The sequence below is a fragment of the Microbulbifer hainanensis genome, assembly GCF_014904735.1.
Taxonomy (GTDB): domain Bacteria; phylum Pseudomonadota; class Gammaproteobacteria; order Pseudomonadales; family Cellvibrionaceae; genus Microbulbifer; species Microbulbifer hainanensis.
In genome coordinates, this window is record NZ_JACZCR010000001.1 from 73487 (window position 1) to 95583 (window position 22097).

Consider the following 22097-nt stretch of genomic DNA (forward strand, 5'->3'; position numbering starts at 1 on the left):
GCGCTTGCCGAGTCGGGGCCGGCCGATGTTTCATGCCGCAGCCGTTAATGCCTCTGCGCATGAATCTCAAAAGTTTGTTCTCAGGGTCTGGGGACCGGCTTTGATCGCCGCAGCCCGCAAGGACGGGGCCTCGAATTTAGTCTCAACAGGCCCTAGAATACGCCAAACCATAACAGGATACCGCTGCAATGTGGACGATTTACCACAATCCCCGCTGTTCAAAATCTCGTCAAACGCTGCAATTGCTGCAGGATAATGGCATCGAGCCGGAAGTCGTGCTCTACCTCGAGACACCGCCGTCGTCAAAAAGCCTGGGTGAACTGCTGCAGAAACTCGGTATCGGCGCGCGCGACCTGCTACGCACCGGGGAAGACGCCTACAAGGAACTGGAACTCAAGGATCCCGGGCTTAGCGATGCGCAGTTAATCGACGCCATGGTGCAGCACCCGAAATTGATCCAGCGACCAATCGTCGTCAAAGGGGACCGCGCCGTACTGGGCCGGCCACCGGAAAACGTGCTGGAGCTGCTCTGATGCCCGGGGCTCCCGAAAGCTATGTCCTGATTCTCTATTACAGCCGTTCCGGCGCCACCGCCGGAATGGCCGCGGAGCTGGCCCGAGGCGTGGAATCCTCCGGCATTGCCGCGCGCTTGCGCACCGTGCCGACGGTTTCTCCCGACACCGAAGCCAGCCTGCCGCCGGTACCCGATGCCGGCGCGCCTTACTGCACCGCAGACGATCTGCGCAACTGCGCCGGCCTGCTACTGGGCAGCCCGACCCGCTTCGGCAACATGGCCGCACCACTGCGCCACTTTCTCGACCAGACTGGCGACATGTGGCTGGATGGCAGCCTGGCGGGCAAGCCCGCCGGGGTATTCACCTCTACCGGCAGCCTGCACGGCGGACAGGAGAGCACACTGATTTCCATGATGCTGCCGCTGCTACACCATGGCATGCTGATCGCCGGAATTCCCTATTCGGAAGCGTCCCTGATGCACACCAAAAGTGGCGGTACGCCCTATGGCGCCTCTCACTGGGCTGGCGCAAACGGCGCAGAACTGAGCGAAGACGAACAGATTCTCTGCCGCGCCCTCGGCGCCCGCGTCGGCACCCTGGCGCAGCAACTTTCCGCCAAACCGGAGGAGCACCAGTGAGCACCAGTGTCGAATCCAAACTGCGTATCGCCCGCCCACTGAACTGGATCTGTTACCTGGGGCTACTACTACTGTTCGTAGTGTGGAATCTGTTTCTGCCCAACGGCTCGATCAAACTCTGGATCGTGCAGACCCTGCCCCTGCTACTGGTTCTGCCCGGGCTGCTGAAAAGCCACTATCGCAGCTACCTGTGGCTGTGTTTCATCCTGCTGATCTACATCACCGCCAGTATTGTCGATGTGATGATGCCCAGCCGCGGCTGGCAGCATGGCGTATTATTGGTGTTAAGCCTTACGCTGTTTTTCTCGTCGATGATGACCAGCCGCTGGCAGCGCATGCAGTAATCATTGCCGCGAGATAGCCGGTTCGGGCGGCCCCCAAAGAGATGTCAGCCGCCGGTTCCCCATTGCAAAACCACGCGCCCATAGGCCCCGTAAGCCGTTAGCGTTAAGGAGTGTTGAGGTTTGACTGAATCCACCCATCACAAGGGATTTATCCGCCACTTTTTTGGCGCCATCGGGGCCAGTATCACCTGGCTACGGCGGGTATTCACCAACCTGCTGTTTCTACTGGTTCTGCTGTTTATCGGCGCCCTCATTTTTGGCAAGGAAGATCGCCTGGTAGTTCCCCAGGGGGCCGCGCTGCGGGTGGCGCCGACCGGTATGCTGGTGGACCAGTTGTCCGCTCCAGATGGCCTGCCCGCTTTTCTCACCGGCGCTTCCGGTCCGGTAGAGACCCGGGTCAAGGACCTGGTGGAGTCTATCGACGAGGCCGCCAAGGACAAACGCATTTCATCCGTGGTGCTGGAACTGGACTATATGGTGGGCGCCAACCTCAGCAAGCTGGAGGAAGTCGGTGCGGCCCTGCAGCGTTTCAAGGCGGCTGACAAACCAATCTACGCCGTCGGCGATAATTTCACCCAGGCCCAGTACTTCCTCGCCAGCTACGCCGACAAGGTCTACCTGAACCCGATGGGTTCGGTACTGTTGAAAGGCTTCGGCGCTTACCGCAATTATTACAAGAGCGCACTGGACAAACTGAAAGTGAATTTCCACGTGTTCCGTGTGGGTGATTACAAGGACTATATCGAACCCTACGTCCGCGATGACATGTCCCCGGCCTCACGTGAAAACAACCAGCGCTGGATCAATGAGCTCTGGGGCGAGTACACGGAACAGGTTACTGCGCTGCGCAACCTGCCGCCGGAGGCCATCGATGAATTCATTGAAGAGCTGCCGCAAAACCTGAAGGACAACAACGGTAGCTGGGCAGAGGCTGCACTTTCCAGCAAGCTCGTGGATCAGCTCGCCAGCCGTATCGGCGTCATTGACGATTTGAAAAAATCCATCGGTGCCAGCGACGATAACAAGACTTACAAGTCGATCGATGCCCTGGCCTATCTGCGCAACCAGAAACTCACCCATATCCCCCGCCCCGGTAGCAAGTCCGGCAAAATCGGCCTGATTACCGCCAGCGGCGCCATCATCGACGGCGAGGCTCCGGCGGGGCAGATCGGCAGCAAGTCACTGGGTGACCTGATCGCCGACGCCCGCGAGAAAAAAGTCCACGCGCTGGTGCTGCGTATCGACAGTGGCGGCGGCTCCGCCTTTGCATCGGAAGCCATTCGCCAGGAGTTGCTCGCCACCCGCGACGCCGGAATCCCCGTGGTAATTTCCATGGGCAGTGTCACCGCTTCCGGTGGCTACTGGATCGCCACCGCCGGCGATCGCATCTGGGCTTCTCCGTCCACCATTACCGGATCCATCGGCGTGTTCGGCGCCTTCCCTACTTTCGAAGACTCGATGGAAGCCGTGGGCATCTACAACGATGGTGTCGGCACTTCGGAGCTGGCCGCCTCCATGCGCCTGGATCGCGCACTGCCGGAAGCCGCCGCCAGCGTGCTGCAACAGGGGGTCGAGAATACCTATGCGCGCTTCCTGCGCATCGTCGCCGAAGCCCGCGGCAGCACCCCTGAAGAGGTCAACAAGATCGCCCAGGGCCAGGTCTGGACCGGCCGCGCGGCCCAGCAGCTGGGCCTGGTAGACGAACTGGGCAACCTGAATGATGCCATCGAGGGCGCCGCCCAGCTGGCCAACCTGGAAGACTACCAGGTCGAGGAAATCAAGCGGCCCCTGTCCCCCATGGAGAAATTTCTGCGCGCCCTGACGGACAATGTCGACGCCCGCATTGCCAGCAGTGTCAAAGCCAACCTGCCCCTGGCCGCCTGGCTCAACACGCTGGAGCCAGCCCTCGCGCCGCTCAGCGACCTGCAGAGCTACCGCGACCCCCGCGCGCTCTACGTGCGCTGCCTGATGTGCCGGGCTCCCTGAGCCCCCAACGCCGGCCGGAGCGGGCCACACCCACCTGCTCCAGCCGGTGAATCTGGCGCGTTTGCCGCCGGATTTCACGCTTCCCTCAACGGCAGCACCTCTCTGTAGGATCCGCATTACTACGACCGCGCTCACCCGGAAAGAGTGACCGCCCTCTCAACTTGCCACTCGGCGGCGTTGTCTCCACCGACAAAGTGATACCATCGCGCCATCCTGATACCGGTGGTATCGCCCAATTCACCTGCCGCCCGCGCACCGCGGCGCGGGCATACAACAGCGAGGTCACTGTGAAGACAGTCCAAATTATTGCTGCCACCCTGATCGGCTGTGGCCTGGCCGCCCTAACCCATGCGGATCCGCCCGAAGGTCGCGGCTGGAAAAAACACCACCACAAGAAGCACTACGAAGCCCGGGAAGAGTACTGGGATGGCAACTGCCGGGTGGAGCGCAAGTGGAAGCACAACGGCGACTATGTGGAAGAGCGCCACTGCCAGGCCCCCCGCCAGCAGGTCAGGGTCGTGGTACTGCCACCCTGGTTCGACCAGCGCCAGCCGGAACCCGTCTACCAGCCGGAATGGCGCCCTGCCCCGCAGCCCACAACGGCCACCCGTTGCAGCAGCGACAAAGTCGGCAGTGTACTCGGCGGCCTGATCGGCGGTGTGCTCGGCCACCAGATTGGCGGCGGCAGGGGTAAGACGGCCGCTACCATCGGCGGTGCCATTGCCGGCGTGCTGATCGGCGGTGAAATTGGCCGCAAGATGGATGCCCGCAATCAGGCCTGTGTGGCCCAGGCTCTGGAATTTGCCCCGGAGGGCCAGCGGATTACCTGGCAGAACGACCAGGGCAACGCACAGTACGCAGTCACCCCCGGCCCTGTCGAAATGCGCGGGGACCGCTACTGCCGCAGTTTCACCGCCGAGGTCCAGGCCGGTCAGAATCCGCAGACCACCCAGGGCGCTGCCTGTCGGCAGTCCGACGGCACCTGGGTCCGACTCTAGTCCAGTAGGGTAATCTTCAGGGCCGCCGTTTCGGCGGCCTTTCAAACAACTTGCGCAGCTCTTCTTTGGCCGCCTCCAGTCGTTGGCGCTGCGCATTTGGCAGCTTGCTGCCAGCGCGGTTGATATAAAACGTCAGCATCGACATCGCCGAGCGAAAGGGATCGGACTTGCGCCGCTCACTGCGCTCCGCGGAACGCTTAAGCGAACGGGCAATTGCACGCGGATCTCTCAGCGTAAATACGCCCGGCTCCAGATCCAGCGCATCGCTGTGCTCGGTTACCTGCCGCGACCAGCGGCCCCGCTTCGCTACTGGGGAGCGCCGACGCCCGCTTTCTTTCACCGCCATTGACCGCTCCACCACCCTCGGCGGACTTCTTCCGCATACAGAATCCAGCCCAAATTTTATCGTCCCCGCAGGGAATCAACGACCGGTTGCACCACAATCGTGCACGCAAAATCATGCGCGGCGAGCGATGCTCCAAAACAATGCAATAAACCATCGAATACACGCCCGCATCGCGCCACTCAAATAATTGCGCGCCAAACGGCCCCGCCTAAAGCACCTTCATGTCCCATAATCCGTGGCTGGCACTATTTTTGGATCAGATAATTTATGCATCGCGAATTAGCGGAATAAATGACACAGAATAATGCCCTCGACAGCCAGTGGCTGATCGTCAGCGACCTGGACGGTACCCTGCTCGATCACTACGACTACTCACACGCGCCGGTGGACAGCCTGCTGCGCCAGCTGGAGCTGCAACGGGTGCCGGTGATCCTGAATACCAGCAAGACCAGCGCGGAGATCCGCGAACTCCGCCGCGAACTGCACAACCACCACCCGTTCATCAGTGAAAATGGCTCCGCGATATTTATTCCCGCCGGCTACTTTGCCGAAAAGCCGGTAAATGCCAGGGAATCCGATGGTCACTGGGTGATCGAGCCCGGATTCACCCGCGACAGGCTGCTCGACTATCTTCGCGGCGACGCACAGCAATTCGGCGCGCCCTATCTGAGTTTTGCCACTGCTTCCACCGACGACATTGTGGCGGCCACCGGCCTTTCCGCCGCGCAGGCGCAGAGCGCACAGCAACGCAGTTATTCGGAACCGCTGCTGTGGCGCGGCAGTGACGAGGAGCGAGAGGCCTTCTGTCGGCGCGCGGCAGACGCCGGCCTGAAAACACTGCAGGGCGGGCGTTTCCTGCACCTGCTCGGCCCCACTGACAAGGGCGCGGCCACCCGCACGCTGCTGGAATGCTACCGCCGCGACCGCGGGATTGAATACCGCCTGATTGCCGCCGGCGACAGTGCCAACGACCTGGATATGCTGGAAGTCGCCGATATCGCGGTGATAGTGCGCGCACCGGACCGGGCGCCACCGGAGATCGCGGCGACGCCGCAACGCCGGGTTCTTAAAAGCACCGAATTCGGGCCAGCTGGTTGGAAAGAAGTCATACAACCGCTTTTCCCAAGCGACTAGCTTCAGCGGCGAAACGACATTAAAGGACCAGAGCAGCGAGAGAAGACGCGGACTCAATTTAATTGGCAACAGCCCACGGGAGTAACCAGTGACGGATTTTTTTCAGAACGGCTCAATCACTACCCTGCACAACCTGTCCAATCGCCCGCTGGAGGAAATGGAGCGGGAACTGCTGGAGTTTTCCCAGCAGCGGCCCATGTCGCTGCTACTGCCATCACTCTACTCGGAACTGGAAGGCGAAGCGCTACCCAATATCCTCAAAGAGCTCGCCCAGGTGCCCTATCTTTCGGAAATTGTAATCGGCCTGGACCGCGCCGATGAATCGCAATACCGCGACGCCCTCGCGCAGTTCAATCAACTGCCCCAGCATGTCCGCGTACTGTGGAACGACGGGCCGCGACTGCGCGAACTCGACGCCAGGCTGCAGGAACGCGGACTGGCGCCGCTGGAACCGGGCAAGGGGCGCAATGTCTGGTACTGCCTGGGCTACATACTGGCGTCAGGCAGAGGTGAGGCAGTGGCCCTGCACGATTGCGATATCGTCACCTACGACCGCTCCATGCTGGCGCGGCTCTTTTACCCGATTGCCAATCCCAGCTTCAGTTACGAATTCTGCAAAGGGTTTTACTCCCGCGTCGCCTCTGGAAAAATCAACGGCCGCGTCTGCCGGCTCCTGGTGACGCCGTTGATCCGGACCCTGAAAAAAATCTACGGCGATAACGATTACCTGACCTACATGGACAGTTTCCGCTACGCGCTCGCCGGCGAGTTTTCCTTCCGCCGGGACGTCATTAATGACCTGCATATACCCAGTGACTGGGGGCTGGAAATCGGTGTGCTCTCAGAAATGTACCGCAATTATTCCACCAACCACCTGTGTCAGGTGGACATTGCGCACTGCTACGACCACAAGCACCAGGCGGTATCTTTTAAAAGCGACCAAACCGGCCTGTCAAAAATGTCCATCGATATTGCCAAGTCGCTGTTTCGCAAACTGGCCACTCAGGGTACGGTATTCTCTACGGAGATTTTCCGCAGTATCAAGGCCACCTATTTCCGCATCGCACTGGATTTTGTCGAGACCTACCGCAACGATGCGATCATGAACGGACTGGATTTCGATATTCATCGCGAGGAACAGACTGTGGAACTGTTTGCCCGCAACCTGATGAAAGCCGGCCAGGCCTTCCTCGACAATCCGATGGAAACGCCATTCATTCCCAGCTGGAGCCGTATCACCAGTGCCGCGCCGGGATTCCTGCACGAACTGAAAGCGGCGGTAGAGGCTGACTTCGAAGAATACAGCAGTTAGGGAACCGCTATGAGCCAAGTGACCGAGGAACTACCGATACAGAAAGTCGTCCGGCAAAAGCTCTGCGACCACCTCGCCGTCATCTACCCGGACAGGGACGGTGGAGACATCGCAGACCGGCTGATGCAGGTCATGCGCCTGGATGAAGACTGCCAGACACCGCTGGCCCACAAAAATCTGTGGGACCAGACCGACATGGTGGTGATCACCTACGCCCATACCATTCTCAGCGCCGACCAACACCCGCTGAAGTCCCTGCATCGGTTCCTCAAAACCCACTTCACCATGCTGATCAACAGCGTGCATATACTGCCGTTTTTCCCCTACTCCAGTGACGACGGTTTTGCCGTAGTCGATTACAAGCAGGTGAACGCCAGTGTCGGAGACTGGAACGATGTACTGCGCATCAGTACCGATTTTCACCTGATGGCCGACCTGGTCATCAATCACTGCTCGTCCGAACACCAGTGGTTTGTGAATTTCCAGGATGGAAAGTCGCCGGGCAGTGACTACTTCTTTACAGTCGATCCCAATGAAAACCTGAGCGGTGTGGTCCGCCCCAGGACGACGCCGCTATTGCGCGCCGTATCCAATGGTGAAGCCACCAAGTGTGTCTGGTGCACCTTCGGCCACGACCAGATCGACCTCAATTTTCGCAATCCTCAGGTACTGGTGGAAATGGTGGATATCATCCGCCTCTACCTGGATATGGGTGTGCGCATATTCCGCCTGGATGCGGTGGCATTTTTGTGGAAACGCATCGGCACCAGCTGTATCAACCTGGAGGAGACCCACGAGATAGTGCGGCTGTTGCGCACACTGATTGAACATGCGAACCCCAATGCAGTGATCATTACCGAAACCAACATCCCCAACCGGGAAAACCTGTCCTATTTCGGCAATGCCAATGAAGCCCATTGCATCTACAATTTTTCGCTACCGCCGCTGCTCGTCAACAGCCTGATCAGTGGCGATTGCCGGCACCTGAAAAACTGGCTGATGAGCATGCCACCGGCACAGAACGGCACCACCTATTTCAACTTCATCGCTTCCCACGATGGTATCGGCCTGCGGCCGGCAGAGGGCCTGCTGAGCGACGAGGAGCAGCAGGCACTGGTCCAGACCATGGAGAATTTCGGCGGGCGGATTTCCTGGCGCGCCCTCGACGACGGCAACAAGAAACCCTACGAAATCAATATTTCGCTGTTCGATGCACTGAAGGGAACCACCGCCGGCGAAGACAGCTGGCAACTGCAGCGGTTTATCTGTGCCCACGCGATCATGCTGGCCCTGGAGGGCATCCCCGGATTCTATCTGCACAGCCTGGTAGGCACGACCAACGACTACCAGCGAATGGAGGAGCACGGCCACAACCGCGCCATCAACCGGCACCAGTGGCACGAAGCGGAACTGAATAAAAAACTGGCGGATCCACAGAGCCACCACCACCAGGTTTTCTACCAGTTGCGCCACCTGATCCAGATACGCCGGGATCAACCGGCTTTCCACCCCAACGCCACCCAGTTCACGCTGCACCTCGGCGACCAGATTTTTGCGTTCTGGCGTCAGAGTATTGACCGCCGCCAGAGCATTTTCTGTCTCAACAATATTTCCGACGAGCCCCAGACAGTATTGCTATCCAGCATCAACCTGATTGGCACCGACAAGTGGAAGGATCTGATCAGCGATCAGTATTTTGAAGACATGATGTCGTCGGTAACCCTGGCTCCCTATCAGACCCTGTGGATCACCAACCGCTGGTAATGGCGCCCCCGGACTAAATCACGGCCTCCAGTGGAATGGCGGCGCAAACCCGGTTGCGCCCCTCGTTTTTGGCCCGGTACATCCAGCGGTCCGCCTCGCAGATCAGATCTTCCAGAGTGAACTGTCCACTTCGCTGGGCTACCCCGAGGCTCACCGAAAGTGCGATTTCTTTGCGCCCGAGCCCGATATGGTTCTGCGCGATGCTATGGCGAATGCGCTCTGCCAGAACGCATGCCCGGGCCAGTTCGGTTTCCGGCAACAGCAATACAAATTCCTCACCGCCCCAGCGCGACACCAGGTCTCCCTCGCGACAATTCTCCGATAACAGCTGTGCCACTCGCACCAGAATACAGTCGCCCACGTGGTGGCCGTGGCGATCGTTGATTTTTTTGAAGTGATCGATATCCAGCAGAATGACGCTGAGTGGTCGCCCATAGCGCAGCGCGGTACTCCAGATACCCGCCGCATCGGTGCAGAAAGCCCGCCGGTTGGTCAATCCGGTCAGGGTATCGGTACGGGACAGCAATTCGGCATTGCGACGCGCCTGCTCCTGCATCCGCACCCGGCTGGCCAGCGCCAGTGAAAACAGCGTGGCTTCAAGAACCAGACCGAATTCCGCGCCGCGGAAGGTCCACTGGTTCATCGGCAAGAAGCCCCAGACCGAAAACAGGGTAATGGCAACCCCGACCATACTGCACAGTGCCGCCCCCAGAAAATAAGTCCCCGCGCGCTCACCGTGGCTGACAGTCAGGCAGCCCAGCCCCACCATGCCGATGGTAAATAATGCCACGGCATTGAACGCTATCTGCGCGGCGAAATACTGATTCTCGGTAACAACCGCGATCGCCATCAGGACAAGCGCGGCAATCGACCCCCAGGTTACCCACTGCTGCGCCCGCGGGGCATGCAGGTCCAAGTGCAGGAAGCGCCGGGCAAACAGGAAACCCGCGCAACTGAACAGCACCATGCACACCATAATCGCATAGCGCTGAATGCCGGGGTGATCCGGCCATAGCCAGGCACCCAGGTGGCCGTTGTAAGTCAGGTTGAGAACAATGTAACTGAACAGGTAGAGGGAATAATAAAGGTGGCTGCGGTCGCGCAAGCCGAAATACAGCATGGCATTGTAAAGAATGAACGCCAGCAGGAAGCCGTACAGCAGCCCGTCATGGTAATGCGCCCATCGCTCCATTGCGCCCAACCGGGTATCGGACAACAGGGACACCGACAGTACCAGAGGCTCATCCGTCTGCGCCCGCAGGAACAGTTCGCTGTCGCCCGGAGCGAAGTTCACCGGCAGGACAAAGCCGATACCTGGCACCGGTCGCGGATTAGCGCTCATGCCGTCACCGGTTTGCCAGCGATGTCGCAGATCACCATTCTGCAACTGGTAGACATCCACGTAATCGAGCCAGGTCTTGCCAATGACCAGCTGCAAAGAACGGGGCTCCGTGCCCGGATTCCGCACCTTCAAGTGGAACCACACCGGCGCCGAGCCGATACCAAAGGCGGGCACCGCGCTGCGAGCCGGCGAATATTCGCCCTCGACCAGCTTATTCCTGGCCTGGGCCAGGGTCAGGCGCGCAGTGGAGTCAATCAGGAAACTGGCGCGCTCGCCCAGGGGAGCTTCATGCTCGCTCGAGAGCACCAACACCCCCTCCGCGGTGCTGTCCGCCCGCGGCGCCTCGGCGCAGATCACGAAGAGTAACGCAGCGAACAGCCGCCACCAGAGTTTGTGAAGAGAGCCGGCCGAAGCCCGAGGGGAAGTAGTGCGAAATACTCTCGCAAAAGAATCGGTCAAGTCGGTTCGCCTCTAGCACAAACCTTGTTATTAGCGGGATCGCGTCAGCGCTCTGACTGGACCCGGAGTGGCTTCACGGCAGGTTACAGGCTAAAGCCGGCGGTTTCCGCTAGCCAGCGGCGCATATATAGGAGAGTCACCGTGCACTCATCACGTAAGTTTAACCAGTGAAAGCAACGCCGGTTATCTTGTGGCGTCAAATTCTACGCAGTCGTAAGACACGCCCCGTTGGTCAATCTTATAAGCAAAAAGGCTGAGCCAATCTATAGCCCGTTTGGGCCATATAGGCAGAGAGAAAAAGGAACGGCTATTTTTCCGCCAGCGCCGCCTAAGCGGGCAGCGATCAGAGCGACAACTTTTCCGCTGGCACAGTCTCTCCTTTCGGTACCCTGCCCCAGCGCACCTCGTTGCCCGCACTCGGCAATCCGGGAATATTCTGCGCCAGCACCAGGGAAACGACCGCCATCGCCACACCGCTCCAGAATACTGCCGCAGGCGACACCAACCACAGCAGCCCGAACAGCACCGGTATCACCACCGCTGCAATATGGTTGATGGTAAAGCTCACTGCCGACGAGGCGGCGATATCCCGGTCGTCGACGATCTTCTGGAAGTAGGACTTGATCGCAATGGCCATGGAAAAGAACAGGTGATCCACCACATAGAGCGCGGCCGCCGCCGTCGCGTTTTCCACCAGCGCATAGCCGGCGAACACGACTGCCAGGCCGATATATTCCACGGACAACGCGGTCCGCTCGCCGAAGCGCACGATCAGGCGGCCCACCCGCGGTGCGACAAACAGGTTCAGCAGATGATTGAGAATAAACAGCTGCGCAATTTCGGCCACGCTGTAGCCGAATTTTTCCACCATCAGGAATCCGGCAAACACCACGAAGATCTGCCGCCGGGCACCCCCCATAAAAGTCAGCGTGTAATAGAGCCAGTAGCGTTTGCGCAGGATGATCTTCTTGTGCTGACTGTGGGGCTGCGGGAAGGTCGGGAACAGCAGCCAGATGGCACTGACGATGGCCACGGTGAAACCGCCGCCCAGCAGGTAGATCCAGGAGTAATCCCAGTGCAGCGTATCGGATGTGAGCCATACGAGACCGTAAGCCGCCAGGGACGCCAGCGAACCGGCGGCGAGCATCCGCCCCATCCAGATGGCCGAAGTCTCCTTCGGCAGCCACTGCAGCGCCAGTGAAGTCCTCAGCGATTCGAAGTAGTGAAAACCGGTGGACATCAGTAGCGTGGTCAGCAGCAGTCCCGCCGTGCTCGGGAACCAACCGGTGATCGCCACGCCCACACCGGTGGCAATCAGCGACAGAAATGCCAGCCGCTGCTCGCGCACCAGCAGCAGTACAAAAATGACTGTGAAGGCGAGAAAACCGGGAATCTCCCTGACACTCTGTAACAGGCCGATATCCGCACCGGTAAAGGATGCCCGCTCGATAACGAAGTTGTTCAGCAGCGCCTGCCAGACTCCAAACGACAGCGGCATGGCTGCGGCCAGTAACAACAACATGATTTCGGCGCGGCGCCAGGTCTGGGAGTGCATCATCGACAACTTCTTCGCAATGGCGGGTTAATCAACGCTATAGCTCAATATTCAGCGGGAACTGAGCCAGCGGGAAAGCCGCGGCATTTTAGCGCGAATCGGCAGCAAAAATACGCCCGCCGTCGGCACTGGGCCAAGTTCAGCGGGCCATATTGATAACCTGAGATTATTTAAACTGTGATTTTGCCTCCAGCTCAAGCAAGCGCGCCATATGACCTAGCAGACGCACCAGGCGATCGCCGCGGCCCGCTCCGCAAGCATCAGGCCGTACCTCACCACAAGACTCCAACACTGTATTCACACAGTTCTTACTGGTAGCATCGATAGTGACCGACATCCGTGTTGCTCCTTTACGTTTGGTTTACGGGAGCTATTCTGCCGCCGGCGCAAAGCGAAAACGAACGACTTATTGTTAACAAAAATATAAGTAAAACTTATAGTGAAAGAACTCGCCCACCTCAATGCCCTGCGCTGCGTCGAAGCCGCCGCACGGCACTGCAGCTACACCCGCGCCGCAGAAGAACTACATGTTTCCCAGGCCGCAGTCAGCCAGCAGGTGCGGCAGATGGAGCGCGTACTCGGGGTCAAACTGTTTATTCGCGAGGGGCGCAAAATGGTGCCTACTGGCAAGGGCCGGCAGTTGGCCGCCCAGCTGAGCAAGGGATTTCGCGCCATCGTCGACGGTGTGCACCAGATACAGGCAGAACCGCTGGCCGGCACCCTGAACATCACCACCACCCAGTCTCTGGCCACCATGTTGTTGATGCCGAACCTGTGGCAGTTCCGGCGTCGGCATCCCGATATCAACGTGCGGGTAGTGGCATCCAGCGGGCTGGAAGACCTGCAGCACGGGGAGATGGATATCGCCATCCGCTTTGGCTTTACCGAGCCTTCGGATCTGCACCAAAGGGTACTGTTTGAAGACCCACTGGTGGCCCTGTGTTCGCCACAGCTACTGGAACATGTGGATCTGTCCGATCCGCGCAATCTGCGCGACTGCTGGTTGGTGGACGCCGACTATAAGCGCGGCCGCGACTGGCAGGCGTGGATGGCGCTGGCGGGCCTGGATTTCCCACCGGAAGAGTTGAAATGGCTGCAGGTCAGTAACCTGGATGTGGCCCTCAGCGCAGTGATGTCAGGGCACGGACTGTTTCTTGGCTCGCTGACCCTGTCCAAACAATTGATCGCCGCAGGCACCCTGGTTAAGCCCTTCCCTTACCGCATCGAGAGGGGTATCCGCTATAGCGTCTTATACGACGCCGCTTCCGCGCGGGCGCAACGAATCCGGGTATTCGAAGACTGGCTGTTTGAACTGGTGCAACACGCCGGCGAACCAGGCTGACGGGCGACCGGTGACGGCCGCCCGGCAATCTCACGAATATCAGTCCTGCCGCAGCGTGCCGATGGGTATCGGGATATCAAAATACGACGCCCCTACTCCCATCCCACCCTCGCAACTGTTGGGCGGCATAGTGCAGACATTGCGCGTCGACGGGCACTCGGCGGCCCAGAACATATAGCCGAGGAAACCGTTACTGCTGCCGGCGCCATTCGGGGCAATATTCTGCACGAAATCGGCCTTGGTCAGCTGGGTGGAACTGGCAAAATCCACGCAGTTTTCCTGTGGCTGGTTGCCATCGGTCAGCCACATGCTCACCGCGACCTTGGCCGGCGCCTTGGGCAGGATCGGCGGGTTGTAATTGAACTTGCCATCGACATGTTCCTGCCACTGGTCAGTCGACGGCTCGCCGCGCGGCACCATCGCATTGATGTAATCCAGCTTACCATTCGGCAACCAGTCGGCGGATGCACGCCGGCTCAGCTCCTGCAGGTAGCGGTTACCCACTGCCAGATCCATCGTCAGAATCCCGCCGCCGCTCAGGCCGCGGTAGGTGGCGATAAAGGTTTCGATGCCCGCCAGCTGGCTGGCGTCCGGCGTGCCGTTTTCCCAGTCGATCTCAAACCCGTCGAGCCCAAGATCCAGTACCGTCTGGTGAGCGCGCATCGCGAGTCCCTGCGGATCGGTGACGAGCGCCTCGTCCCAGGCATCGGTATAGGTTACGCCGCCCATCGACACCATGACCCGAATCCCGTGGGCCTTGAAATAATTCACGGCATCCACGGTCATCCCGCGCGGCACACCGTTGAGGAAGTTCTCATCCGTGGTGCCGTTAAGCAGGTGCAGTGGCTCGAGGAAACTCAGAATCACCAGGTTGACCGACGGCGTGCCGTCGCCGCGGTCGATAATCCAGTGGTTCGCCTGATCGAATTCGGCACCCGCCGCGGTATCGCGGGGCTGGCTCCAGTCGCAGAAATGGTTGCCGCAGTGCCAGACGCCGTAAATCGACATGGGCGCGCCGCTGCCACCGGAAGACGATCCGCCGCTGCTGCTCGAGCTGGAGGAAGACGACGAAGAACCTCCGCCGGAACTGGAAGAGGAACTGCTGTCGCAACTGCCCAGAGATATCCACGGATCGCCTTTCTGCGGCTGGTCCTTGGTGCTGGTTGCGGCAGCGGCTTCATAGGCGACCGCGCTGTACTGCACCTGATCGCCCGCCTGATAGGAAACATGTCGATCCCACTCCTGCAGGCCACTGCAGTCGTAGGCAACCCCCTGCGCCGCCCACAGAGCGGCCAAAAGGGAAACGAGTACCCCGGTTAATTTTCTCAGCATTTTATTATCCTTTTAGATTGCGAACTGCGCGGCCAGAGCCCCGGCCGCACTCTGCTCTGCGGGAAATCGATATCGCTGGCGATTCGCCCGCTCCCTTTACATCACGAGTACAACCAAATCACAGGTACGCCTAAATCATGGGTAAAACGCACTGCCCAAAGCCATTGGCATCAAATGACAGCGCTATCAAAACTATGAGAGTGACCCGCGGACGTCAACGCCGGCAACACCGGCCGGGGCGGTATTTATCGAGAAGGGAGACTGGTTGGCATTTACGGCGGGAAATTCCATCCGCGGGGAAAATTTCCGCGCCAAGTGGAATTGATTTACTCGAAAATTTTTGACTTGCTAATGGCAACTCCGTGCCACAGGGCGCAAAGTCCGATCAGTGTTGGTCGCCGCCGATCTCTACCCGGCGCAGGGCGCCGTTCGCGCTCACCAGCACAAAGGCCACCAGGCTCAGGATACCCGCCCACAATAACGTGGTCAGCGGCGCCGCGTATTCGCTCACGGCACCGGCGGCGAGAGCGCCCAGCGCCGCGGAGCCGAACAGGGCCAGCTGGTAAATGGAGATGATCCGGCTGCGGTAGGCATCCGGCGCCAGAACCTGCACCACCGCGCGCCCAAGCGCCGCCGAGGCCGCCGCCACCCCGCCCCAGCAGGCGCACAGCAGAATCAGGCCGAACGGCGTGGGACCGAAGCTGATGGCCACCAGCAGCGCGGCGCTGTACAGCAGGCACATTAGGATACCCCGCCCGGGCCGCGTGCCCTGGCCGCGCCGCAACATGGTTGCCGTGGCCGCCACGGTACCGCCGATAAAACCCAGCTGCAGGGTCGCGTAATAGCTGGCACCGCGGCCGTAGTCTTCGGCCAGCAATGGCAGGGCAACCAGGAACACACCGATATGCACGAAGCCATTGAACGCCATCAGGATTACCAGTTCGCGCAGAACCGGGCGCTGCCAGGCCTGAACCAGCCCCTCGCGAATCAGCACCAGCGGCAATTTCTGCGGTCCGTTCGCCACCACCGGGCGGGATTCGCGCAGCGAAAACAGGAATGCGGCGGCGACGACGAGCACACTCGCCTGCAAGATTAACAGCGGCCGCAGCCCCCAGTAGTCGAAGCGGCTCGCCAGTAACATGCCCAGCGCCTGCCCGCCGTACTGGGCGAGCATCATCCAGGTCACCGTCTTCTGCACACCGCGCTCAGTGGCGTGCCCGTCTCTATCCCGCGCACTGCGCTGCACCAGGTTGTCCCGCGCTGGCTGCAGGAAAGCGGTACAGATGCCCAGGCTGATGCCGTACAGCAGCAGCACTGCCAGGTTGGGAATCCGATAGGAGAAATACAGCAGCAGTGCCAGGTGACAGAAGGCCAGACCAATGCAGGCCAGCGCCGCCACACCGGCGGCGTCGCGGCGATCGGCCAGTGCGCCGCCGAACAACAGGAAAAACAGGTTCGGCAATAACACCGAAGCCTGTACCCAGCCCAGGTGCAGTGCCGGCAAATCCACCACGGTCACGGCAATCCACGGCAGCAGGATGACCTGCAGACCTGTGGCCAGTGAGGTACCGGTGTAACCGAGCAAAAACTTTTGCAGCTTCGCCGATAGGGCTGGGAACGACATGGTAGATTCCGGTTCGGGCAGAGACATCAAAACAACATGCGACAGGTCAGCTCTTGCCGGCTGTGCGCATGGGCCAGAATCGGCGCAGCAACCGGCGCAATTGTTTTTCGGCCATGGGATCACCGCTATAGGCGGCCTTTTCAAAAGCCGCCGTGATGTGATCGACCATCGGCGCGAGCTGCGGGCGCTCCGCGCGCACCCGGCGGGCGAAATCCCGCGGCGCCTCGCCCGGCAATCGCTCGATGCCGGCACGCGCCAGGCGCCGGCAGAATTTGCGGTACAGGCGACTCGTCACCGGCGCGCGGGCGCCGCGGCCACTAAACCACAACCAGGCGAGGATGCCCAGTAGTGCGATGGCCGCCGGTATCGCTAGCAGCACGGCAATGCGCAGCGGCGTTATATCACCGAGCAGGCTTTTCAACAGGCTCTGCTGCTGATCGCTATCAAAGCTGATTACCGTCTGGTACCAGCGGTAATTGATCATATCCCATTGCAACCGCAGTCGATTCAGGATGGAGATACGGTGCAGCGGCAGTAGCGAATCCTCCATGAATTCGTCTGCGGCCGCACTCTGCAGGCCGTCGCGAATACGCTCAGGCGATACCGCCGCGGTGGGGTCGACGCGTTGCCAGCCCCGCGCCGGAGTCCAGATTTCCGCCCAGGCGTGGGCGTCGTACTCGCGCACCAGCAGGTACTTTTCCTGCTCCACCCACTCGCCACCCTGGTACCCGGCCACCACCCGTGCCGGAATCCCCGCGGCACGCATCGCAAACACATAGCTGCTGGCAAAGTGCTCGCAGAACCCCTGCTGGCTATTGAACAGGAATTCATCGACGGAATCCCCACCCAGCGCCGGCGGTTTCAGCGTGTAGGTGAACTGGCGGTGGTAAAAATCCAGCAGCTCTGCGGAGATTTTCTCGGCGTCGAGACCGCGGCCGCGCAGCTCGCGAATCCAGGTGCGGGTACGCGGGTTGCCATCGCGGGGCAACTGCAGGTTCCGGCGGCGCTCGACGGCGGAGAGCGGTACCACGTCATTCAGGGTTTCCCGCGGCCAGGAGCGCACCTCGTAGGCAAAGCGACCATAGACCGGCGCGCGCCGGATCAGGCGGTCATCAAATGTTTCCACGACACCGTCGGTGGTGGAATGCGGTCGCGCCATGGCAAACAGCCAGCGACTGTTGGTGGCCTCCTGAATGACCCGGTAGCGATAGCGCGGCCCAACTTCCGGCAGTGGCCGCTGTGATCGGTGCCATTGCCGTTGACCGCCCTCGTCCTCCACACCGAGACTCCAGCGGCGGCCGTCAAATACGGAGTACACAAGTCCGCGCCAGTAGCGCTGCTCCGGCGGTGGCACCGGGCCATCGAAAGAGATTCGCAGTGCGGGTTTGTCCGACTTGGACAGCTCGGTGAAATCCCCCGGGCTCATCGAATCGCTGATGCCGGTCGTCGATCCCGAGCTGTTCTGCGGCACCGCCCACAGGGGGCCGAGCCGCGGCATGACAATGAACAGCAGCACCATCAGTGGCACAGCCTGAGCCAGCAGGCGCAGCGACAATCCCAGCGCGCGGCGCGGACTGGCACTGTAGCTGCCGAGCTGCGCCGCCAGCGCGGAGGTGATGATCACAATACACAGACAGCCATACAGGGCGTAGGGAATCGTCTGCTCGAACACGAACAGGGTGGCGGCGACAAAGTAGGCCAGCAACAGGCTGAGAAAGGCATCGCGTCGGTTCACCAGCTCCAGGTTTTTCAGGGTAAAGGAAACCGCCAGCAGCGCGACCATCGGTTCCAGGGCAAACCAGTGGCGATAGGACAGTAACAATCCGCCCACGGCCAGTAGCACCGCCAGCAGTTTGACCGTGCGCCCCGGCAGGTCGCGGCGGCCGCGGAACACTTCCAGCCGCCAGTACACGGCAAACCCCCAGGCGCCCACGATCCACAGCGGCAGGAACGCAAAGTTCGGCAGCAGCGCGGCAAACTGGGCGGCGAAGATCCACAACAGGCTTTCCCGGGGCAGGCGCTCTTCGGTCTTCACTACAGGCTCCCCTGTACCGGGAACAGCGCCAGCGCCGTCAATACCCGCTGCTGGTGAGACGGACCCAGTGCCGGCTCGATGGTAGATCCGGGCAGACGCAGGCCGTAGGCACACTGTTCGCGCTCCGCCTGCAGTGCCCAGTGGCACAGGTTGCTGAGGCGGGTTTCCACGTCGCGCCCGGCGAGCAGATCCCAGTCGAGCCACAGGCGCATGTCGGTGCTGCTGTCGTAGTGTTTGCTGTACAAGTCGCGCCCGCCGGCGTACTGCTTCCAGGCCACATGGCGCAGTGAATCACCGGGCCGGTACAGGGCGAGGCCGGCAAAGTCGTCGCCGCCGCGCTGGCGGTGCTCGGAATTTCCTTCCCCAGCAGTGGCACCGACGGGCAGGGGCCCGGCGGACTTCGGTTGCGGGTAAACCAGGAATTCCACATCCAGGTCCACACGGCTCCAGCAGCGGAATAACCCCATCGGGAAACGGCTTTCCACCCGCAGACGCGGCGCCCGCACACGCCCCCGGCGCACCACCGGCATGGCAATGCGCACCGTGGCTTCATTCTGTTCAACCAGGTCGAACAACGCGCCCTCTTCCGGCGGCCAGCAAACTCGCAGCCGTTCCCGCGCCCGCCCGCCGCGTCGGCCGACCCGCAATTGCGCTTCGGCGTAGTCGCCGGCGAAGGCGGAACCCGCGTGCAACAGCTGTAACTGCACGCCGGACAGGTTGGCAAAGGTGTGCACTGGCAGCACGGCAAACAGGCTGACCAGCAGGAATGTCAGGGCAAATACCAAGTTGTTTTCATAGTTGGTGCCGAGCAGCCACAACAGCGCGATGATCAGCAGGAAAGCGAGACCGGCGCGGGTGGGCAGGATGAAAAGCTTGCTGTGATCGAGCGTCACATTGTGCGATGCCGGCGCGCGCCGGCTCAGCCAGCGCTCGGTCAGCTCGCGCCAGCGCGACGCGATGGAGTTGGAACCCGGAATCGAGAAAGGCATGGGGTCAGGCGGCGATAACGTCGACCTGGTGCAGCAGGCGCTCCACCAGCTGTGTGCCGTCGCCGCCCTCACTCTGCAGCCGGTGGCCGGCCACCGACGGCAGCACCGCCTGGATATCTTCCGGCAGCAGGTGACCGCGACCGTGTATCAGCGCCCAGGCTCGCGCGGCGTGCAGCAGTGCCAGGGCACCGCGGGGCGACAGGCCGATGGCGCACTCGGGGCTCTGGCGCGTATGCAGCACCAGACGCTCGAGGTAGTCGAGCAGGCTGTCGGATGCCTTCACCTGCCCTACCAGACGCTGCATTTTCTGTAGGGTGGCGCCATCGATCCGCGGTTTCAGGCTCTGCAGCTGCGCGCGCGGATCCACGCCCTGAAACAGCGCCCGCTCCGCTTCGCGAGTCGGATAGCCAAGGCTGATACGCATCAGGAAACGGTCCAGCTGCGACTCCGGCAGGGCAAAGGTGCCGGACTGGTGCAGCGGGTTCTGGGTGGCGATGACAAAAAACGGTTCCGGCAGCGGACGGGTCTCGCCGTCGACGCTGACCTGGCGCTCTTCCATCGCTTCCAGCAACGCGCTCTGGGTCTTGGGTGAGGAGCGGTTGATTTCGTCAGCGAGCAGTAACTGACTGAACACCGGCCCCTCGTGGAAGCGGAACTGCCCGGATTCCCGTTCGAAAATGGAAACCCCGAGAATATCTGCCGGCAGCATATCGCTGGTGAACTGCACCCGTTTGTACGACAGCCCCAGCACCTGCGCCAGTGCATGCGCGAGCGTGGTCTTGCCCATGCCGGGCAGGTCCTCGATCAGAAGATGTCCACGGGACAATAAACAGGCAAGCGCCAGCTTGACCTGGTGTTCCTTGCCCAACAGGACTTTGCCGATATCGGCAACGATGGCGGAAATCATTTTTTGCACGGCAAATCCATTACTGCTCGGTTTTTTGTTTCGGAATCCACCGGCGCCGGCGAGTGCCCCTCAATGGACCTGTTCCGATCCGGTGAATACCCGCGTCAACCCCGATCTATAATCATAGGTGTTTGCAGCGGCGGCTCGGTTTCCGCCGCTACAAATGACGCCAATTACAGGGCCTCCAGGCCGCGCTGCAGGTCTTTTTGCAGATCTTCCACGTCTTCCAGCCCCACAGACACGCGAATCAGGTTCTCGGTAATCCCCGCGCGGGCCTTGTCCTCATCACTGAGGCGGCCATGGGTCGTGGTGGCCGGGTGTACTATGGTGCTCTTGGCATCGCCGAGATTGGCGGTGAGCGAAAAAATCCGGCAGTCATCGATAACCTTCCACGCGGCCTCGCGTCCACCGCGTACGGTAAAACTCAGCACGCCGCCAAAGGCGGACTGCTGTTCCGCCGCCAACAGGTGGCCGGGATGCTTGGGCAGCCCGGTATAGTTGACCTTCTCCACTGCCGGCTGCTCATCCAGCCACCAGGCCAGGGCCAGCGCGTTATTGGAATGGGCCTGCATACGCAGTTTCAGCGTTTCCAGCCCCTTCAGGAATACCCAGGCATTGAACGGGCTCATGCTCGGGCCGGCAGTACGTAGGAAGACCACCAGCTCGTCCATGATGGACTTCTTGCCAACGGCGACGCCACCGACGCAGCGACCCTGTCCGTCCAAGTATTTGGTCGCCGAGTGCACGACAATATCCGCGCCCAGCGCCAGCGGGCGCTGCAGTGCCGGGGTGCAGAAACAGTTGTCCACCACCAGCAGCGCGCCGGCACTATGGGCCAGGTCGGCCATCGCGCGGATATCCGCCACTTCGCAGAGCGGGTTGGATGGCGTTTCCATAAATAGCAGCCGGGTATCGCCGTCGAGGGCATCTTTCCACTGCTGCATATCGGTGAGGTCCACGAAAGAAACCCGCACACCGAATTTTTCCATATAGCGACTGAACAGCGCAGTAGTGGTGCCGAACACACTGCGCGAGCAGATAACCTTGTCGCCGCTTTTCAATAGCGCCATGCACAGGCTCAGGATGGCGGCCATGCCGCTGGACGTGGCCACAGCCGCTTCACCGCCCTCCAGTGCCGCCATGCGCTGTTCGAACATCCGCACCGTGGGGTTGGTATAGCGAGAATAGACATTACCCGGGTTTTCGCCGGAAAAGCGCGCTGCGGCTTCGGCGGCGGAGGGAAATACGTAACTGGAGGTGAGGTACAGCGCCTCGGAGTGCTCGCCCTCATCGGAGCGCGTCTGTCCCGCGCGCACCGCCAGGGTGTCCAGTGCATAGCCGTCGTCTTCGAACATAAACCATCCCGGTTTTCTGCTGTTTACTGAGACGGATATGGTAACCGAATTAACGGGGAAATGGCGCGGTTAACACAGTGCGCAAGCCCGTGGGGAGGGCGGGAATATAGCACCGGGGCC

Annotated in this window: 18 protein-coding genes; 9 read left to right on the forward strand and 9 right to left on the reverse strand. The window is 60.8% G+C overall.

What is annotated here, in order from left to right; genetic code table 11:
• Positions 1 to 188: 188 nt before the first annotated feature.
• The 5 genes from arsC to IG168_RS00335 all read left to right on the forward strand — a co-directional run bounded on the left by arsC (position 189) and on the right by IG168_RS00335 (position 4481).
• Positions 189 to 533 (forward strand): arsenate reductase (glutaredoxin), encoded by a 345-nt coding sequence (gene arsC / locus IG168_RS00315; RefSeq protein ID WP_193161136.1) that lies wholly within the window; start codon positions 189 to 191, stop codon positions 531 to 533.
• Positions 533 to 1153, forward strand: coding sequence for an NAD(P)H:quinone oxidoreductase (gene wrbA / locus IG168_RS00320; protein ID WP_193161137.1), 621 nt, complete (start codon positions 533 to 535; stop codon positions 1151 to 1153). Before arsC ends, wrbA begins: the two co-directional genes overlap by 1 nt.
• Positions 1150 to 1497, forward strand: a complete 348-nt coding sequence (locus tag IG168_RS00325) for a DUF2069 domain-containing protein (protein WP_193161138.1) — start codon at positions 1150 to 1152, stop codon at positions 1495 to 1497. The genes wrbA and IG168_RS00325 overlap by 4 nt, the downstream gene beginning before the upstream one ends.
• Before the next feature lie 120 nt (positions 1498 to 1617).
• Complete coding sequence (gene sppA, locus IG168_RS00330) at positions 1618 to 3483, forward strand: signal peptide peptidase SppA (RefSeq protein ID WP_193161139.1); 1866 nt, start codon at positions 1618 to 1620, stop codon at positions 3481 to 3483.
• Between the two features lie 287 nt (positions 3484 to 3770).
• A complete protein-coding gene (locus IG168_RS00335) occupies positions 3771 to 4481 on the forward strand; it encodes an RT0821/Lpp0805 family surface protein (RefSeq protein ID WP_193161140.1) in 711 nt (236 codons plus the stop codon).
• 16 nt (positions 4482 to 4497) lie between these two features.
• Here the strand turns inward: IG168_RS00335 and IG168_RS00340 are convergent, their stop codons facing one another.
• Positions 4498 to 4827, reverse strand: coding sequence for a DUF3175 domain-containing protein (locus IG168_RS00340; RefSeq protein WP_193161141.1), 330 nt, complete (start codon positions 4825 to 4827; stop codon positions 4498 to 4500).
• A 291-nt stretch (positions 4828 to 5118) separates the two neighbouring features.
• Here IG168_RS00340 and IG168_RS00345 point away from each other — a divergent pair, with 291 nt between their 5' ends.
• From IG168_RS00345 to IG168_RS00355, 3 genes are all read left to right on the forward strand, one after another.
• Positions 5119 to 5961 (forward strand): HAD-IIB family hydrolase, encoded by an 843-nt coding sequence (locus tag IG168_RS00345; RefSeq protein ID WP_193161142.1) that lies wholly within the window; start codon positions 5119 to 5121, stop codon positions 5959 to 5961.
• A gap of 88 nt (positions 5962 to 6049) precedes the next feature.
• A complete protein-coding gene (locus IG168_RS00350; protein WP_193161143.1) occupies positions 6050 to 7273 on the forward strand; it encodes a glycosyltransferase family protein in 1224 nt (407 codons plus the stop codon).
• Between the two features lie 9 nt (positions 7274 to 7282).
• Positions 7283 to 9037, forward strand: coding sequence for a sugar phosphorylase (locus IG168_RS00355; protein ID WP_193161144.1), 1755 nt, complete (start codon positions 7283 to 7285; stop codon positions 9035 to 9037).
• 13 nt (positions 9038 to 9050) lie between these two features.
• Here IG168_RS00355 and IG168_RS00360 read toward each other — a convergent pair whose 3' ends face one another.
• Complete coding sequence (locus IG168_RS00360; protein ID WP_193161145.1) at positions 9051 to 10838, reverse strand: sensor domain-containing diguanylate cyclase; 1788 nt, start codon at positions 10836 to 10838, stop codon at positions 9051 to 9053.
• 343 nt (positions 10839 to 11181) lie between these two features.
• Complete coding sequence (locus tag IG168_RS00365) at positions 11182 to 12396, reverse strand: MFS transporter (RefSeq protein WP_193161146.1); 1215 nt, start codon at positions 12394 to 12396, stop codon at positions 11182 to 11184.
• A gap of 436 nt (positions 12397 to 12832) precedes the next feature.
• Here IG168_RS00365 and IG168_RS00370 point away from each other — a divergent pair, with 436 nt between their 5' ends.
• Positions 12833 to 13735: a LysR substrate-binding domain-containing protein gene (locus tag IG168_RS00370; protein ID WP_193161147.1), complete on the forward strand. Its 903-nt coding sequence runs from the start codon at positions 12833 to 12835 to the stop codon at positions 13733 to 13735.
• Between the two features lie 39 nt (positions 13736 to 13774).
• On the opposite strand, the gene IG168_RS00375 is transcribed toward IG168_RS00370, so the two are convergent.
• From IG168_RS00375 to IG168_RS00400, 6 genes are all read right to left on the reverse strand, one after another.
• Positions 13775 to 15067, reverse strand: coding sequence for a glycoside hydrolase family 18 protein (locus tag IG168_RS00375; protein WP_226876371.1), 1293 nt, complete (start codon positions 15065 to 15067; stop codon positions 13775 to 13777).
• Positions 15068 to 15452: 385 nt separating this feature from the next.
• On the reverse strand, positions 15453 to 16691 hold the full coding sequence (locus IG168_RS00380; protein WP_193161148.1) for an MFS transporter: 1239 nt from the start codon (positions 16689 to 16691) through the stop codon (positions 15453 to 15455).
• Positions 16692 to 16737: 46 nt separating this feature from the next.
• Positions 16738 to 18726, reverse strand: coding sequence for a transglutaminase TgpA family protein (locus IG168_RS00385; RefSeq protein WP_319024628.1), 1989 nt, complete (start codon positions 18724 to 18726; stop codon positions 16738 to 16740).
• Positions 18726 to 19715, reverse strand: coding sequence for a DUF58 domain-containing protein (locus tag IG168_RS00390; protein ID WP_193161149.1), 990 nt, complete (start codon positions 19713 to 19715; stop codon positions 18726 to 18728). Before IG168_RS00390 ends, IG168_RS00385 begins: the two co-directional genes overlap by 1 nt.
• Before the next feature lie 4 nt (positions 19716 to 19719).
• The gene (locus tag IG168_RS00395; RefSeq protein WP_193161151.1) at positions 19720 to 20631 is read right to left on the reverse strand and encodes an AAA family ATPase; all 912 of its coding nucleotides are present in this window, start codon (positions 20629 to 20631) and stop codon (positions 19720 to 19722) included.
• 164 nt (positions 20632 to 20795) lie between these two features.
• Entirely contained in the window at positions 20796 to 21977 is a 1182-nt protein-coding gene (locus IG168_RS00400) for an O-succinylhomoserine sulfhydrylase (RefSeq protein WP_193161152.1), read from the reverse strand.
• Positions 21978 to 22097 lie beyond the last annotated feature (120 nt).